The sequence below is a fragment of the Caulobacter sp. GW821-FHT11A05 genome, from assembly GCF_058809015.1.
The window spans coordinates 1-14,294 of the sequence record NZ_JBXASF010000009.1; the positions used below are offsets into that span (position 1 = coordinate 1).

The following is a 14,294-nucleotide window of genomic DNA, read 5'->3' on the forward strand; positions in this document are numbered from 1 at the left end:
ATCGACTTGACCCGCTCGCAAAGTGTCAGCCATGTCCCCGAACAGGTGTCCGCTATGTCCCCGGGCTGAACAACAAGCCCTAGGATGACGGTAGCCGTTGGGGGTGGGGCAAAAGAAAAAGGCCGCCAGTCGCCCGGCGGCCTTCATCAAACTCTTCGAAACCGCGCGCCTACCGGCCCGGGGGCTTCTTCGGGGCGGCGATCAGGCCTTCGCGCTGGGCGCGCTTGCGGGCCAGCTTGCGGGCGCGACGAACAGCCTCGGCCTTTTGGCGGGCGCGCTTTTCCGACGGCTTTTCATAGTGGACGTGGCGCTTCATCTCGCGGAACGAGCCTTCGCGCTGCATCTTCTTCTTCAGGGCCTTAAGCGCCTGGTCGACATTGTTGTCGCGGACGAAAATCTGAACCAGGGGTATCTCTCCTTCGGCTGCCCGCCGCACGCCTGCGCGGCAGGGCGGTCGAAAACAAATATCTGCGGACCCCGACAGGGAAACCCGGTCGGAGCAAGGCGCGCGGGATAGCAGAGGGAGGCGGCCTTGTCCACGGTGCGGCGCCAATCAATGAGTCGGATCAACAGCTTGTCGCCAGCCCGCCACAGAGACGTATAGAGTGACGACCATGACCGCCGCCGCCGAAACCCCCTCCAGCAGCAGAGATTGGGCCTCCGAAACCGAGGCTCGCGTCCTTGATGAGGCGCTGCCGCTGTGCGTCCATATGGGCTGGACCCGGCCGATGGCCCTGGCGGCCGGGCGCAAGGCCGGGCTGACGGCCGGCGAGACCGATCTGTTGCTGCCGCACGGGCCGCGGGACCTGGCCGCCCTGCTGTCGCGCCGTCATGACGCCGCCGCCCTGGCCGCCCTGCCGGACCCGGCGTCCCTGAAGATTCGCCAGCGCATCCGCGCCGCCGTCGAGGCGCGGCTGGAGGCGGCAAGCTCTGATCGCGAGGCGCTGCGGCGTTGGGCGGGGTATCTGAGCCTGCCCCTGAACCTGCCGCTGGCCTTGCGGCTGGTCTGGGAGAGCGCCGATGTGCTGTGGCGCTGGGCCGGGGATACGGCGACCGACGAGAACCACTATTCGAAGCGGGCCATTCTGTCGGCGATCCTGGTTTCGACCTTGGCCATCGACCTGGCCTCGGGGCGGGAGGCGGCGCTCAGTTCCCTCGACGCCCGTATCCAGAACGTCATGGACTTCGAGAAGTGGAAGGCGGGCCTGAAACCGGCCGACCTGGCCCGCGAGGTGGCCGGAGCGTTGGCGTCGATCCGCTACGGGCGGCCGTGACGGTCGTCGTGCGACCGGCGGCGGCCGGGGAGCGGCCGCTGATCGAAGGGCTGATGCAGCTCTACATCCATGACTTCTCCGAGCTGGAACCGGCCGGGTCGGATCGCTTCGATGTCGATGAGACGGGCCGGTTCGAGGATTACCCGCTGGGTCCCTATTGGCGGGATGAGGGCCATTGGCCGCTGCTGATCGAGGTCGGCGGTAAACCGGCCGGGTTCGCCCTGGTCAACCAGGGGAGCCATCGCGGGGCGGTGAATGCCCGGCACATGGGCGAGTTCTTCGTGGCGCGGAAGTTTCGCAAGGGCGGGGTTGGGACCGAGGCGGTGAGGCAGGTGTTCGCGCTGCATCCCGGGCAGTGGGAAGTGGCGGTCGTCGAGCGGAATGCGGCCGCGAAGGCGTTCTGGGCGCGGGCGATCCAAGCGGCGGGCGGGCGCGAGATTGTCTGCCATCAGGGCGACGGCCTGCAGTGGACGGGACCGATCTGGGCCTTCGCCGTCTAACCCATCACCGCTCATGCTCGCGAAGGCGAGCATCCATGCGCCTTTGCAATGGGGGGGCGATGCATGGACCCTCGCCTTCGCGAGGGTGGGCGGTGGATTGGGTGAGGGCTATACGGGCCCCCGCATCCTGTTCACATGGCCCATCTTGCGGCCGGCCACCGTTTCGCGCTTGCCATACAGGTGCAGCCGCGCGTCGGCGTCGGCGGCCAGTTTGGCCCAGGCCTCGGCTTCCTCGCCCAGCAGGTTGAGCATCTCCACCCGGGCCAGGGCGGCGGTCGAGCCCAGCGGCCAGCCGGCGACAGCGCGGATGTGCTGTTCGAACTGGTCGACGGCGCAGCCGTCCTGGGTCCAGTGGCCGGTGTTGTGGACGCGGGGGGCGATCTCGTTGACCAGCAGCTGGCCGTCGGCCAGCTGGAACAGTTCGACGCCCATGACCCCGACATAGTCCAGGCCATCCATGATCTGCAGGGCGATGCGTTCGGCCTGGTCGAACAGGGCCTGGTCGGCGGCGGCGGGCGCCACCGTGCGGCGCAGGACGCCGCCCTCGTGGTGGTTCTCGCCGAGCGGATAGACGGCCGTCTCGCCGTCGCGGCCGCGGGCGGCGATCACCGACAGCTCGCGCACGAAGTCGGCCCGGGCCTCGAGGATGGCCGGCTTGCCACCGATCGTGTCGAAGGCCGCCGCCTCGTCGGCCAGCTTCTCGATCCAGAGCTGGCCCTTGCCGTCGTAGCCCTCGCGGCGGGTCTTCAGGAGGCAGGGATGGCCCAGCTCCTGGGCGGCGGCGGGGATGTCGGCGGCGGCGTCGATGGCGGCGAAGGCGACGGTCGGGGCGCCGACGGCGGCCAGGTAGGTCTTTTCGCTGACCCTGTCCTGGGCGACGGCCAGGGCCATCGGGCCGGGGGCGACGCATGCGCCCAGGTCGATCAGGGCGTCGACCGTGGCGGCCGGGACGTTCTCGAACTCATAGGTGATGACGTCGCAGAGGCGGGCGAAGGCGGCCAGGCTGACCGGCTCGTCATAGGGGGCGACGATGGTTTCGCGGACGACGCGGGAGGCCGGGCTGTCCTCGTCGGGGGTGTAGATGACCACGTCGAGGCCGAGGCGGGCGGCGGCCAGCGCCAGCATCCGTCCCAGCTGCCCCCCGCCCAGGATGCCGATGGTCGATCCGGGAGGCAGGGGGAAAGTCATCAGTCCTCCACGGTCTCGGCGACCGCCTGGGTCTGGCGGTCGCGGAAGGCGGCGAGCCGCACCGCCAGGGCTTCGTCCGACAGGGCGAGGATCTGGGCGGCCAGCAGGCCGGCGTTCTTGGCCCCCGCGACGCCGACCGCCAGGGTCGCCACCGGGATGCCGCCCGGCATCTGGACGATGGACAGCAGACTGTCGAGGCCGTTCTGCAGCTTGCTCTCGACCGGCACGCCCAGCACCGGCAGGTCGGTCATCGAGGCGGTCATGCCCGGCAGATGGGCGGCGCCGCCGGCCCCGGCGATGATCACCTTGATGCCGGCCGCCTTGGCGCCCTTGGCGAATTCGTAGAGGCGGTCGGGGGTGCGGTGGGCCGAAACCACCTTGGCCTCATAGGCCACGCCGAGCGCGTCGAGGCTGTCGGCCGCATGCTTCATCGTCGGCCAGTCGGACCGACTGCCCATGATGATCGCCACCGGCGCTGCTGCGCTCATGTCGGATTCCCTGCTCAATGGCCACGGGTGAAGGGCGCGAAGTATAGCAGCCCTTGTTGCGCCGCAACCGATGGATCAGAATCATCGTTGGGTGGGGTGAGGTGATTCTGACATGAAGATATCCGGCGCGAGAGCGGAGGCCTTTTCGGCGATCCGCCGGCGCGCCCTGACCGCGGCCGGCGCCCAGGCGACCGGCGCGCCGTCGGCGGCTGACGAGGCGGGGTTCCTGGGGCTGACCGAAGCCGAGCTGACCCCCAGCGTGCAGGGGGCGCTGAAGACCCTGCTGGGCGAGATCGACGACCTGCGCGGCGAGGTCGGCCGGCTCAAGGGCCAGCTGAGCGAGATGGAAGGCCTGGCCGACCGCGATGTGCTGACCCCGGTGCTGAATCGGCGGGCCTTCATGCGGGAACTGGGCCGGATCTCGACCTTCGCGGCGCGGTATGGGGCCGACGCCAGCCTGGTCTATTTCGACCTCGACGGCTTCAAGAGCGTCAACGACCGCTTCGGCCATGCGGCCGGCGATGCGGCGCTGAAAGCCGTGGCCGAGCGGCTGGTGGCCAATGTGCGTGACAGCGACATCGTCGGGCGGCTGGGCGGCGACGAGTTCGCGGTCATCCTGGTGCAGGCCGACCTGGCGACGGCCAAGGCCAAGGCCGAGCGGCTGGTCAAGGTGATCGAGAGCACGCCGGTGCAGTTCGGCGACTGGTCGGCCCCGCTGCACATCACCGCCGGGGTGCGCCAGATCGAGCCCGGCGCCGACCCGGAAACCGCCCTCGCGGAAGCCGACGCCACCATGTACGTGCGCAAGCGCGAGCGCGGCGAGGACTAATCCCTCCCTGTCATCCTTCGGTCCCCCGGCGAAAGCCGGGGGATCCGGAGGACCCACCCGTAAGCCTGGCGGCTGGAGCTTGGGGAGTAGGCGTTGGCGATCGTGGCGGAGCGGAGAATCCAGCTGGTTCCGCCCTTGCCGTAGGTCCTCCGGATTGGCTCCGCCAACCGAAGGATGACAGCGTTGGGGGTTTTCAGGCCCTAGCGCCTCTCATCCAAAACCACGATGCGGTCCGACAGTTCGTTGGGGTTGTCGCCGCGCGGCGGCACATGGGCCGCCAGGATTTCCCCGGACTTCTCGATGGCGGCGACATAGCCGCCGGCCAGGTCGCCGCGCTTGAGGGCCGCGACCAGCAGGGCGACGACCTCCTCCCAGACCTTGGGCGGGGAGGCGAGATAGATGGTCTCGTCGGCGATGACCTCGGCCCGGCGTTCCTCCAGGGCGGCGAAGATCAGGACGCCGGTGCGGTCCTTCGTCAGGTGCAGGCCGTGGCCGAGGAACTGGTCGAGGGCGGCGCGGCGGACGCGGTCGGTCTTCAAGGCTGATGGGGTGGCGAAGCGGCGGACCGCGGGGATCATCATGGCCAGCAGGACCAGCAGGAAGACGAACAGCTGCAGGGCGATGTAGGCGGCCAGGGCGGTCAGCACCGTATGGCTGACGGAGAGCTCGTGGCCGACGGTCCAGCCGCCGAACAGGGTGTCGAGGGCGCGCGGGCTGAAGCCGGCCAGCAGGGCCAGCGGCGGCAGGGCCAGCGCCAGCAGCGTCGCCCAGACGATGGGGACCTCGCGGTAGGCCGAGGCGCGGGGGGCGACGACGCAGTAGATCTCGCCGGCCGTGCGGGTCTCGGCGGCCGCCACGGCGGCGGCGATGCGGGTCTGGTCAGCGGAGGTCAGCGTCATATCACCACCGCCCCGTCGCGCCGCCGCCGCCGAACGAGCCGCCGCCGCCGGAGAAGCCGCCTCCCCCGCCGCCCGACCAGCCGCCGCCGCCGCCCCGGCTGCTCCAGCCGCCGCTGCTGGTGGCGGCGTTGAGCAGGATCCAGGGCAGGGCCGCGCCGAGGCCGGAGCGCCGGCGTCCGTGGCCGCCGAGCCGGCTGATGAGGGCGATGGCCACGAAGAGCAGGATGGGGATCAGGAAGATGGGGAAGCCGCCGCCGCTCTGGCGCGCCGGGGCCTCGGCCGCCTTGACCTGGGCCCGGGCCTCGCCGACCGGCAAGGTCAGCTGCTGGATCAGGCTGTCGGTACCGGCGACGATGCCGCCCTGCATGTCGCCGGCCTTGAACTTCGGCAGGATGGCGCTGTTGATGATGACGCTGGAGAGGGCGTCGGTCATGAAGGGTTCGAGGCCGTAGCCGACCTCGATGCGCACGGCGCGCTGGTTGGGGGCGACGATCAGCAGGGCGCCGTTGTCGGCCTTGGCGTCGCCCAGGCCCCAGGCGCGGCCGAGCCGGTAGCCGTAGTCCTCGATCTCCAGGCCGCCGAGGTCGGGCAGGGTGACGACGACCAGTTGGCGGCCGGTGCTGGCTTCAAGGCCCTCGAGCTTGCGGCTCAAGTCCGCCTCGACGGCCGGCGAGATCAGGTTCGCCTTGTCGACCACCCGGCCGGTCAGGGCCGGGAAGATCGGCGTCGCCGCCAGCACAGGCATGGCGAAGAAGGCCAGGGCCAGGCCGATCAGCCAGCCTTTGAGGACCCGTGTCATCGGCCGCTACGGAGCCTTCGGCGGCGGCGGGGTGTCAAAGTTGACGCTCGGCGCGGTCTGGGCGGCGGCGGCGGCCTGGAACGGCAGGGCCGGCTTCTGGCCGCTGTAGAAGGTGGCGGCCCAGATCGAGGTCGGGAAGGTGCGCAGGCTCGTGTTGTAGCTCTGGACCGCCTCATTGTAGTCGGTGCGGGCGACGCTGATGCGGTTCTCGGTGCCCTCCAGCTGGCTCTGCAGGGCCAGGAAGTTGGCGTTCGACTTGAGGTCCGGATACTGCTCCTGGATCATCATCAACCGGCCCAGCACGCCGGTCAGATTGTCCTGCGCGGCCTGGTATTGCGCGAACTTGGCCGGGTCTGTGATGGTCGAGGCGTCGACCTTGACCTGGGTGGCGCTGGCCCGGGCCTGGGTCACGGCGACCAGCACGTCTTTTTCCTGAGCGGCGTAGCCCTTCACCGTGGCGACCAGGTTGGGGATCAGGTCGGCGCGGCGCTGGTACTGGTTCTGCACATTGCCCCAGGCGGCCTTCACGGCCTCGTCCTTCGTGGGGATGGTGTTGATGCCGCAGCCGGCCAGGGCGGCGGCGAGCAGCAGGACGGGCAGGACGCGGAACATCGAGGTCATTCGGGTCATGTCGCTGGAGGCCTCCCGGGAAAACGGCTTTGGGCGCGCCACGCGCCCGCGTTTCTTGCAGCCTAGCACCAACGCGCACCGGTGACTTGCGCTGCATCAATGCGGGGCCTTGGACGGGAGGCGACGCAAACGGTATGAAGCCAGACATGGCCGACGGCGAAACCCTCAAGGCGAAAGCTCCCCCGACCCGCTTCGGGACCGGCTTCCTGCGCGACATCTGGTACTTCGCGGCGCTGAGCGGCGACGTGAAGCCCGGCGCGATGGCGCGGCACGAGCTGCTCGGCGAGCCGGTGCTGGTCGGGCGGGATCGCAAGGGCCAGCTGTTCGCCCTGCGCGACGTCTGCCCGCACCGGGCCGCGCCCCTGTCGGCCGGGCGGATCACCACCGAGGCCGACGGCCAGACCAGCGTCGAATGCCCCTATCACGGCTGGCGGTTCGGCCGCTCGGGGCAGTGCCAGGCGGTGCCGTCGCTGACCGCCGACCAGGCGATGGACGTCTCCCGCATCCGGGTGAAGCGCTATCCGGTGGCCGAGAGCCAGGGGATGGTGTGGGTCTGGATGGCCTCCGATCCCCGCTTCGACGGCGAGCCCGGCGAGCCGCCGCCGCAGTTTCCGGGCGTTGTCGGCGGCGGGCCGAAGATCATCGACCGGATGGTCTTCGACAGCCATATCGACCATGCCGTCGTCGGGCTGATGGACCCGGCCCATGGGCCTTACGTGCACCAGCAGTGGTGGTGGCGGTCGAAGGGCAGCCAGCACGACAAGGCCAAGAAGTTCGAGCCGCGCGAAGCCGGCTTCTCGATGATCCGCCATGAGCCGTCGAAGAACAGCCGGGCATACGCCATCCTCGGCGGCGAGCCGCTGACGGAGATCACCTTCCGGCTGCCGGGGCTGCGTTGGGAGCACATCACCATCGGGGCGCGGCAGGTGCTGTCGCTGACCTGCCTGACGCCGATCCATGACACGGCCACCCGGATCACCCAGATCCTGTGGTCGGACCACCCGGCCTTCTTCTTCCTCAAGCCCTTCGTGGCGGCCGGGGCGCGGGCCTTCCTGCGCCAGGACGCGGCGATGGTGAACCTGCAGAACGAGGGGCTGAAGTACGACCCGGCCCTGCTGTGGGTCGACGACGCCGACACCCAGGCCAAGTGGTACCAGCAGCTGAAGAAGGAATGGACGGCGGCGCGAACGGCGGAGCGGCCGTTCGAGAACCCGGTGAAGCCGGTGACGCTGAAGTGGCGCAGCTAGGCTGAGGTCGCGCCACGCGACAGGGCGATGGTTTCCCAGGCCCCGACAAGGATCAGCACGCCCGTCGCGAGCGCCCCCAAGGCCAGGGGCGGCAGCATCAGGCTGAAGGGGGCGATGGCGGCCAGCAGGGCGATGCCGGTCAGGCGGCTGGGCGAATGCCTGCCGAACACCGCCAGCTTGAAGAGGCCGACGCCGAGCAGGTAGAGGGCCGGGCCGCCGAGCACGGCCAGGGCGACCTTGGGCTCGGTGTGGCCGAGCGGATGGTGCAGCACCCACTCGTCGCCGACCGCCGTGACGATGATGCCGGCGATCGGGATGACATGGACATAGGTGTAGGCCAGCCGGGCGATGCGGCCGGGGTCCTTGGCGTTGGCGATGGTCTCGGTGGCCGCGCCGGCCGAGGCCGAGAAATAGATCCACCACATGGCGACGCTGCCGAGGAAGGAGACCAGCAGGCCGACGGCGGTCTGCCAGGTCCATGCGAGGCCGGCGGCGGTGGCGCCCATGACCAGGATGGATTCGCCGAGCGCGATGATGGTGAACAGGCTGAGCCGCTCGGCCAGATGATGGCCCTCGACCGTCCAGTCGCCGGTGCGCGAGCGGCCAAGGCCCGGGACGACGAAGCTGACGGCAGGGGCAATGCTGTCGACGCTCAAAGCGGCCAACCAGACCCACAGGCGGGCCTCTTCAGGGGCCAGGCCACCGGCCACCCACAGCAGCGCCGCGCCGCCGTGCCAGACGAGGATGCGCTGGAAGTTCTCGCGCAGCACCTTGTCGCCGCGCACCGCCCAGAGAACGAAGCCGGTGCGCAGGATCTGGAAGAAGGCGAAGGCGACGCCGAAGGTGGCCCCGTGGCGGCCGAAAGCCTCCGGCAGGGCCGCCGACATGACCATGCCGGCGCCCATCATGACGAACAGCAGACCGCGGACGATGGGCTTGTCGACATCCAACCAGTTGGTCGCCCAGGCGGTGTCGATCCAGCCCCACCAGACGGCGCCGAGCAGGATGGTCGTCTGCAGGAGGCCGGCCGGGGTGGGGTGGGCGAGCAGGGTGTGGCTGAGCTGGGTGATCGCGAAGACGAAGATCAGGTCGAAGAACAGCTCGACGTTGCCGACCGGGGCGTGGCGGCCGGTACGGGTGCGGAGGAGGGAATGATTGGCGTGGTTGTCCAGCATGGGGGGAGGCTAGCGCGGGGGGAGAGCCCGTCAAATAGGGTTGGCGCGGACGCGAATCCTCCCTCCCCTTTATGGGGAGGGACGACGGCGAAGCCGTCCGGGTGGGGAAGTCGGATGCAGCGCGCTCTGTCACGCGAGTACCCCACCCTGCGAGGCTTCGCCTCGCTGTCCCTCCCCATGAAGGGGAGGGAGGACTTGAGCTCAACTCGCCCGCTGGCTCCACAAGTCGGCGTCGGGTTCGGCGCCGATGAGGGAGAGGCCGGTGGCGATGGAGACGAGTTCGGCGCCGGACTCCAGTTTCGCCGCGCCGAAGCGGCGTTCGAAGATGGCGCGCACGGCGGGGACGAAGCTGGAGCCGCCGGTGAGGAAGACGCGATCGACGCCCTGCTCGGTGAGACCGGCGCGGGAGAGGGCCTCGTCGACGGCGCCCTCGATGGCCTTCAGTTCCGGGGCGATCCAGCTGTCGAAGTCGCTGCGTTTGACCGCCGACCGCATGCGGATGGAGCCTTCCTCGAACAGGAACTCCGCCTCCTCGCTGACCGACAGCGCCTCCTTCAGCCGCGAGACCGACTGGTAGAGGCGGTAGCCGTGGTTGTCGTCGAGCATCTCGACCAGCTTCTCGATCTTCTCCGGCTGCAGGGCGGTACGCACCAGGCCGCGGATGTCGCGCATGTCGCGGCTGGCTCTTAGGATCGCAAGTTGCTCCCAGCGGGCGAAGGCGGTGAAGTAGCGGTTGGGGATCGGCAGGATGTTGTCGAAGGCCCGGTAGCTGGACCCCTTGCCGAGGCGCGGCGAGACCAGATGGTCGATGATCCGGTAGTCGAAGGCGTCGCCGGCCACCCCGACGCCGCTGTTGGCCAGGCCCTGGGAGCGGACACGGCCGTCCTGGCGCTCGAAACGGACCAGGGAAAAGTCGGAGGTGCCGCCGCCGAAGTCGGCGACCAGGACGGTGGCGTCCTGTTTCAGTTGCCGGGCGAAGAAGAAGGCGGCGGCCACCGGTTCGTAGGCGTAGCGGATGTCAGTGAAGCCCATCCATCCAAGGGCGTCCTGGTAGCGGGTCAGGGCCAGCTGGGGGTCGGGGCGCAGGCCGGCGAAGTTGACCGGCCGCCCGACGATGACGCGCTTTGGCAGGTCGGCCAGTTCGGGGCCGGCGTGGTCTCGCACCTTGCTGAGGAAGGCCAGCAGCAGGTCCTGGAAGGCGAAGCGCTTGCGCAGGATCTCGGTGTCGGTGAACAGCGGACTGGCGGCGTAGGACTTGAACGACTGGATGAAGCGGGTCTCCAGCGGCTCCTCCAGATAGGTCTCTATGGCCCAGGGGCCGGCCTCGACCTGGCGGCCGGCGGGGTCGTCGTTCGGCGCATGGAAGCTGAGCGCCGAGCGGAAGGCGACGATGTCGGCGTCGTCCTTGGGGAAGTGGATCAGGCGGGCGTCGCCGTCGGGGGTGGTGATCGAGACGACGGTGTTGGTCGTCCCGAAGTCGATGCCCAGGACGGGCTCATAGGAAGGGGGCATGGTGTTTTCCAACGCAGATGCGCCCCCGTCCCGCGGACGGGGGTCATGTCATGTGATGAGTTTGGCGCGCGTCACGGGCGTTGGGCCGCGACGCTCGTCGCGGCTTCAGGCCTGGCGCAGGATGTCCATGATCATGAAGCCATAGCCCCTCACCCTTCCTGCGCGGGCTGCTCGTAGGCCGCCATCATCGCCATGTTGAGGATACGCGACACGGACGCGCTGAGCGGACAGATCTGCACCGACTTGGACAGGCCCAGCAGCACCGGGCCGATCACCGTCGCCCCGCCCAGGCTCTGGACCAGCTTGGTCGAGATCGAGGCCGAGTGGATGGCCGGCATGACCAGCACATTGGCCGGGCCGGTCAGGCGCATGAAGGGGTAGTTGGCGCGGCGTTCCGGCTCCAGGGCCAGTTCGGGCGGCATCTCACCCTCGTATTCGAAGTCGATGCCGTCCATCTCGTCGAGCATGGCCACCGCCTCGCGGACCTTCTCCGACCGCTCGCCCATCGGGTTGCCGAAGGAGGAGTAGCTCATGAAGGCGACGCGGGGCGTGTAGCCCAGCTTCTTGACCGAGCGGGCCGCCTCGCAGGCGATTTCGACCAGGTCGTCGGCGTCGGGCATCTCGGTGACGTTGGTGTCGGCGATGAACAGCGGCTGGTTCTTGGCCAGCAGGATGGACATGCCCATCACCCGGCCGCCGGGGGCGGGGTCGATGACCCGGGTGACCTCTTCCAGCACCTGGTCGAAGCTGCGGGTGACGCCGGTGACCATGCCGTCGGCGTCGCCATGCGCCAGCATCGAGGCGGCGAAGCTGTTGCGGTCCTGGTTGATCAGCCGCTGGACGTCGCGCTTCAGGTAGCCCTCGCGCTGCAGCCGGGCATAGAGGAAGTCGACGTAGTCGGGATTGCGGTCCGAGACGCGGGCGTTGACGATCTCGATGTCGACTTCGGCCGGGTCGAGGCCGGCCAGGTGCATGTTCTCGCGCACCAGCTCCTCGCGGCCGCAGAGGATGGCCTTGCCGAGGCCCTGCTGCTGGAAGGCGTAGGCGGCGCGGATGACGCTCGGCTCCTCGCCCTCGGCGAAGACGATGCGCTTGGGGGTCTGCGACTGCACCCCGCCGGAGACCTTCTGCAGGAAGCCGGCGGTGGGGTCGAGGCGGCGGGCCAGGCGGGCGCGGTAGGCGTCCATGTCGTCGATCGGCTTGCGGGCTACGCCGGTGTCCATCGCCGCCTGGGCGACGAAGGGCGGGATGTACCAGATCAGGCGCGGATCGAAGGGGGTCGGGATGATGTAGTCGGGGCCGAACTTCAGGTGGCGGCCGTGATAGGCGGCGGCGACCTCGTCGGGCACGTCCTCCCGGGCCAGCATGGCCAGCGCGTTGGCGCAGGCGATCTTCATCTCCATGTTCACCCGCCGGGCCCGCACGTCGAGCGCGCCGCGGAAGATGTAGGGGAAGCCCAGGACGTTGTTGACCTGGTTGACGTAGTCGCTGCGGCCGGTGCCGACGATGGCGTCGGAGCGGACCTCGGCCACCTCTTCAGGGGTGATCTCCGGGTCGGGGTTGGCCATGGCGAAGATCAGCGGATTGGGAGCCATGCTGGCCACCATCTCCTTGGTCAGGGCGCCCTTGGCCGACAGGCCAACGAAGACGTCGGCGCCGGCGATGGCCTCGACCAGCGTCCGGTGCGGCGTCTCCACCGCATGGGCGCTCTTCCACTGGTTCATGTCCTCGGTGCGGCCCCGGTAGAGGACGCCCTTGCGGTCGACGGCGATGACGTTGGCGGCGGTGACGCCCATGGCCTTCATCAGTTCCAGCGTGGCGATGCCGGCCGCGCCCGGGCCGTTGAGCACGACCTTGACGTCCTTCAGCTGGCGGCCGGTGATCTCGCAGGCGTTGATCAGGCCGGCGCAGGTGATGATGGCGGTGCCGTGCTGGTCGTCGTGGAAGACCGGGATGTCGAGCAGCTCCTGCAGCTCGGTCTCGATGCGGAAGCATTCAGGGGACTTGATGTCCTCCAGATTGATGCCGCCGAAGGTGACGCCGATGTTCTTGACCACGGTGATGATCTCGTCGGGGTCCTCGGTGGAGACCTCGATGTCGATGGCGTCGACATCGGCGAAGCGTTTGAAGAGGACGCCCTTGCCTTCCATGACCGGCTTCGAGGCCAGGGCCCCGAGGTTGCCGAGGCCGAGGATGGCGGTGCCGTTGGAGATCACCGCCACCAGGTTGCCCTTGGAGGTGTAGTCGTAGGCCAGTTCCGGATTGGCGGCGATGGCCAGCACCGGCACGGCGACGCCGGGCGAATAGGCGAGGCTGAGGTCCCGCTGGGTGGCCATCGGCTTGGTGGCGGCGATAGCGATCTTCCCCGGCGTCGGGAACTGGTGGAAGGCCAGCGCCTCCTCGTCGGTGAAGGTCTTCTTCTCGGACTCGTTCATGGGGGCCTTCAAGTCGCCGGGCGCGGCTACAGCGCCCTGTAGGTCGGAAAGGCGCGCAACCTAACGACCGAGGGCCCCGCGAACAACCGGCCACCGGTGTTCCTTCTCCCGCTTGCCGGGAGAAGGTGGCCCCCGAAGGGGGTCGGATGAGGGCAGAACCGACCCTTGACGGTTGGCGGCGGCGCTGTCCGCGCCAGAACGCGAGCATTCTGCCGGGGCCGGTTCTGCCCTCATCCGTCGGCTTCGCCGCCACCTTCTCCCGGCAAGCGGGAGAAGGGAAAACTCAGGCCTCCGCTTTCGCCTTCTCCGCCACCTTGACGATGGCTTCGATGATCTCGCCCCAGAACACCGGCGGCACGTCGTGGCCCATGCCGGGGATGATCTTGAGTTCGGCGCCGGGGATGTTGTCGGCGGTGTCGCGGCCGCCGGCGACGTTGACCAGGGTGTCGACCTCGCCGTGGATGACCATGGTGGGGACCTTGATGCCCTTCAGCTTGGGGCGGCGGTCGGGGGAGGCCAGGACGGCGGCGTACTGGCGCATGAAGCCGGTGGGGGCGTAGGAGCGCTTGAAGTCGGCTTCCATCCGCTGGCGCAGGACGGCTTCGTCGATGTGGCCGGGCGAGCCGACGATGTGGGCGGTCTTCAGGCCGTGGGCCAGGAAGCCTTCCAGGTTGTCGTGGGGGTTGGGCGCCGGGGTGCTGAGCGCCGCCATGGCCTCGGGCGTGCCGGAGGGCAGGTCACGGTTGCCGGTGGTCGACATGATCGAGGTCAGGGACAGGGTGTGGTCAGCGTGGTCGGCGGCCACCAGCTGGGCGATCATGCCGCCCAGGGAGGCGCCGACGATATGGGCCTTCTTGATGTCGAGCGCGTCCAGCACCCCGACGGCGTCCTCGGCCATTTCGCGCAGGGTGTAGGCCACCGGCGGCTGGGCGCCGCTGGCGAAGGCGGTGAGGATGGCGGCCATGTCGGGCAGGCCGGCCTCGTCCATCTTGCTGGACAGGCCGACGTCGCGGTTGTCGAAGCGGATGACGCGGAAGCCGCGCGCCGCCAGCTGGTCGCAGAAGCCTTCCGGCCAACGGGTCATCTGGGCGCCCAGGCCCATGATCAGCAGCAGCGGATCGCCCGACCCGCGCTCGTCGTACTCGATGGTGATGCCGTTGGCGGTAAGCTGGGGCATGGGGTTTCCTCTACTTTGATTATGGGCAGTGTCGGACGCGGGAGCGCTGACGGTCAATTCCTCCTCCGACACGAAGTGGCGGGGGAGGGGGACCGCCGCCGCGACTCAGCGGCGGTGGTGGAGGGGGCAGCGCCGGCGGGG

General features: G+C 69.3%; 14 protein-coding genes. 4 read left to right on the plus strand and 10 right to left on the minus strand.

Annotated features, from left to right (window positions below):
* Positions 1-169: 169 nt before the first annotated feature.
* Positions 170-406, minus strand: coding sequence for a 30S ribosomal protein S21 (gene rpsU, locus AC1RSK_RS13765; RefSeq protein WP_166573050.1), 237 nt, complete (start codon positions 404-406; stop codon positions 170-172).
* 208 nt (positions 407-614) lie between these two features.
* On the opposite strand from rpsU, the gene AC1RSK_RS13770 reads away from it, so the two are divergent.
* A complete protein-coding gene (locus tag AC1RSK_RS13770; RefSeq protein WP_492908130.1) occupies positions 615-1,274 on the plus strand; it encodes a COQ9 family protein in 660 nt (219 codons plus the stop codon).
* Complete coding sequence (locus AC1RSK_RS13775; RefSeq protein ID WP_492908131.1) at positions 1,271-1,774, plus strand: GNAT family N-acetyltransferase; 504 nt, start codon at positions 1,271-1,273, stop codon at positions 1,772-1,774. Before AC1RSK_RS13770 ends, AC1RSK_RS13775 begins: the two co-directional genes overlap by 4 nt.
* A 108-nt stretch (positions 1,775-1,882) precedes the next feature.
* Here the strand turns inward: AC1RSK_RS13775 and AC1RSK_RS13780 are convergent, their stop codons facing one another.
* Together AC1RSK_RS13780 and purE are read right to left on the minus strand one after the other, a co-directional pair.
* Positions 1,883-2,965 carry a 5-(carboxyamino)imidazole ribonucleotide synthase gene (locus AC1RSK_RS13780; RefSeq protein ID WP_492908357.1) on the minus strand — a complete coding sequence of 361 codons (1,083 nt, stop codon included), beginning with the start codon at positions 2,963-2,965 and terminating at the stop codon, positions 1,883-1,885.
* A complete protein-coding gene (gene purE, locus AC1RSK_RS13785) occupies positions 2,962-3,450 on the minus strand; it encodes a 5-(carboxyamino)imidazole ribonucleotide mutase (RefSeq protein ID WP_492908132.1) in 489 nt (162 codons plus the stop codon). The genes AC1RSK_RS13780 and purE overlap by 4 nt, the downstream gene beginning before the upstream one ends.
* 112 nt (positions 3,451-3,562) lie before the next feature.
* Between purE and AC1RSK_RS13790 the strand changes: the two genes are divergently transcribed.
* Positions 3,563-4,279, plus strand: coding sequence for a GGDEF domain-containing protein (locus tag AC1RSK_RS13790; protein ID WP_492908133.1), 717 nt, complete (start codon positions 3,563-3,565; stop codon positions 4,277-4,279).
* Positions 4,280-4,479: 200 nt separating this feature from the next.
* On the opposite strand, the gene AC1RSK_RS13795 is transcribed toward AC1RSK_RS13790, so the two are convergent.
* Genes AC1RSK_RS13795 through AC1RSK_RS13805 form a run of 3 tightly spaced genes read right to left on the minus strand, consistent with a single transcriptional unit; the run spans position 4,480 to position 6,607 of the window.
* Positions 4,480-5,178 (minus strand): TPM domain-containing protein, encoded by a 699-nt coding sequence (locus AC1RSK_RS13795; protein ID WP_492908134.1) that lies wholly within the window; start codon positions 5,176-5,178, stop codon positions 4,480-4,482.
* A 1-nt stretch (position 5,179) separates the two neighbouring features.
* Entirely contained in the window at positions 5,180-5,977 is a 798-nt protein-coding gene (locus tag AC1RSK_RS13800; RefSeq protein WP_492908136.1) for a TPM domain-containing protein, read from the minus strand.
* Positions 5,978-5,983: 6 nt separating this feature from the next.
* On the minus strand, positions 5,984-6,607 hold the full coding sequence (locus AC1RSK_RS13805) for a LemA family protein (protein ID WP_492908137.1): 624 nt from the start codon (positions 6,605-6,607) through the stop codon (positions 5,984-5,986).
* Positions 6,608-6,753: 146 nt separating this feature from the next.
* Here AC1RSK_RS13805 and AC1RSK_RS13810 point away from each other — a divergent pair, with 146 nt between their 5' ends.
* A complete protein-coding gene (locus AC1RSK_RS13810; protein WP_492908138.1) occupies positions 6,754-7,854 on the plus strand; it encodes a Rieske 2Fe-2S domain-containing protein in 1,101 nt (366 codons plus the stop codon).
* On the opposite strand, the gene AC1RSK_RS13815 is transcribed toward AC1RSK_RS13810, so the two are convergent.
* The 4 genes from AC1RSK_RS13815 to AC1RSK_RS13830 form a co-directional block, all read right to left on the minus strand.
* Positions 7,851-9,029 (minus strand): low temperature requirement protein A, encoded by a 1,179-nt coding sequence (locus AC1RSK_RS13815; protein ID WP_492908139.1) that lies wholly within the window; start codon positions 9,027-9,029, stop codon positions 7,851-7,853. The two genes, AC1RSK_RS13810 and AC1RSK_RS13815, sit on opposite strands and share 4 nt — an antisense overlap.
* A gap of 201 nt (positions 9,030-9,230) precedes the next feature.
* The gene (locus tag AC1RSK_RS13820; RefSeq protein WP_492908140.1) at positions 9,231-10,541 is read right to left on the minus strand and encodes an Hsp70 family protein; all 1,311 of its coding nucleotides are present in this window, start codon (positions 10,539-10,541) and stop codon (positions 9,231-9,233) included.
* Between the two features lie 149 nt (positions 10,542-10,690).
* Complete coding sequence (locus AC1RSK_RS13825) at positions 10,691-12,976, minus strand: NADP-dependent malic enzyme (protein ID WP_492908142.1); 2,286 nt, start codon at positions 12,974-12,976, stop codon at positions 10,691-10,693.
* Positions 12,977-13,259: 283 nt separating this feature from the next.
* Positions 13,260-14,153 (minus strand): alpha/beta fold hydrolase, encoded by an 894-nt coding sequence (locus AC1RSK_RS13830; protein WP_492908143.1) that lies wholly within the window; start codon positions 14,151-14,153, stop codon positions 13,260-13,262.
* Between the last annotated feature and the right edge of the window lie 141 nt (positions 14,154-14,294).

Bases quoted from the DNA above. Each gene is read 5' to 3' on its own strand.
- AC1RSK_RS13770 (WP_492908130.1), top strand. From the start codon at position 615: ATGACCGCCGCCGCCGAAACCCCCTCCAGCAGCAGAGATTGGGCCTCC.
- purE (WP_492908132.1), bottom strand. From the start codon at position 3,450: ATGAGCGCAGCAGCGCCGGTGGCGATCATCATGGGCAGTCGGTCCGAC.
- AC1RSK_RS13790 (WP_492908133.1), top strand. From the start codon at position 3,563: ATGAAGATATCCGGCGCGAGAGCGGAGGCCTTTTCGGCGATCCGCCGG.
- AC1RSK_RS13795 (WP_492908134.1), bottom strand. From the start codon at position 5,178: ATGACGCTGACCTCCGCTGACCAGACCCGCATCGCCGCCGCCGTGGCG.
- AC1RSK_RS13800 (WP_492908136.1), bottom strand. From the start codon at position 5,977: ATGACACGGGTCCTCAAAGGCTGGCTGATCGGCCTGGCCCTGGCCTTC.
- AC1RSK_RS13805 (WP_492908137.1), bottom strand. From the start codon at position 6,607: ATGACCCGAATGACCTCGATGTTCCGCGTCCTGCCCGTCCTGCTGCTC.
- AC1RSK_RS13810 (WP_492908138.1), top strand. From the start codon at position 6,754: ATGGCCGACGGCGAAACCCTCAAGGCGAAAGCTCCCCCGACCCGCTTC.
- AC1RSK_RS13815 (WP_492908139.1), bottom strand. From the start codon at position 9,029: ATGCTGGACAACCACGCCAATCATTCCCTCCTCCGCACCCGTACCGGC.
- AC1RSK_RS13820 (WP_492908140.1), bottom strand. From the start codon at position 10,541: ATGCCCCCTTCCTATGAGCCCGTCCTGGGCATCGACTTCGGGACGACC.
- AC1RSK_RS13825 (WP_492908142.1), bottom strand. From the start codon at position 12,976: ATGAACGAGTCCGAGAAGAAGACCTTCACCGACGAGGAGGCGCTGGCC.
- AC1RSK_RS13830 (WP_492908143.1), bottom strand. From the start codon at position 14,153: ATGCCCCAGCTTACCGCCAACGGCATCACCATCGAGTACGACGAGCGC.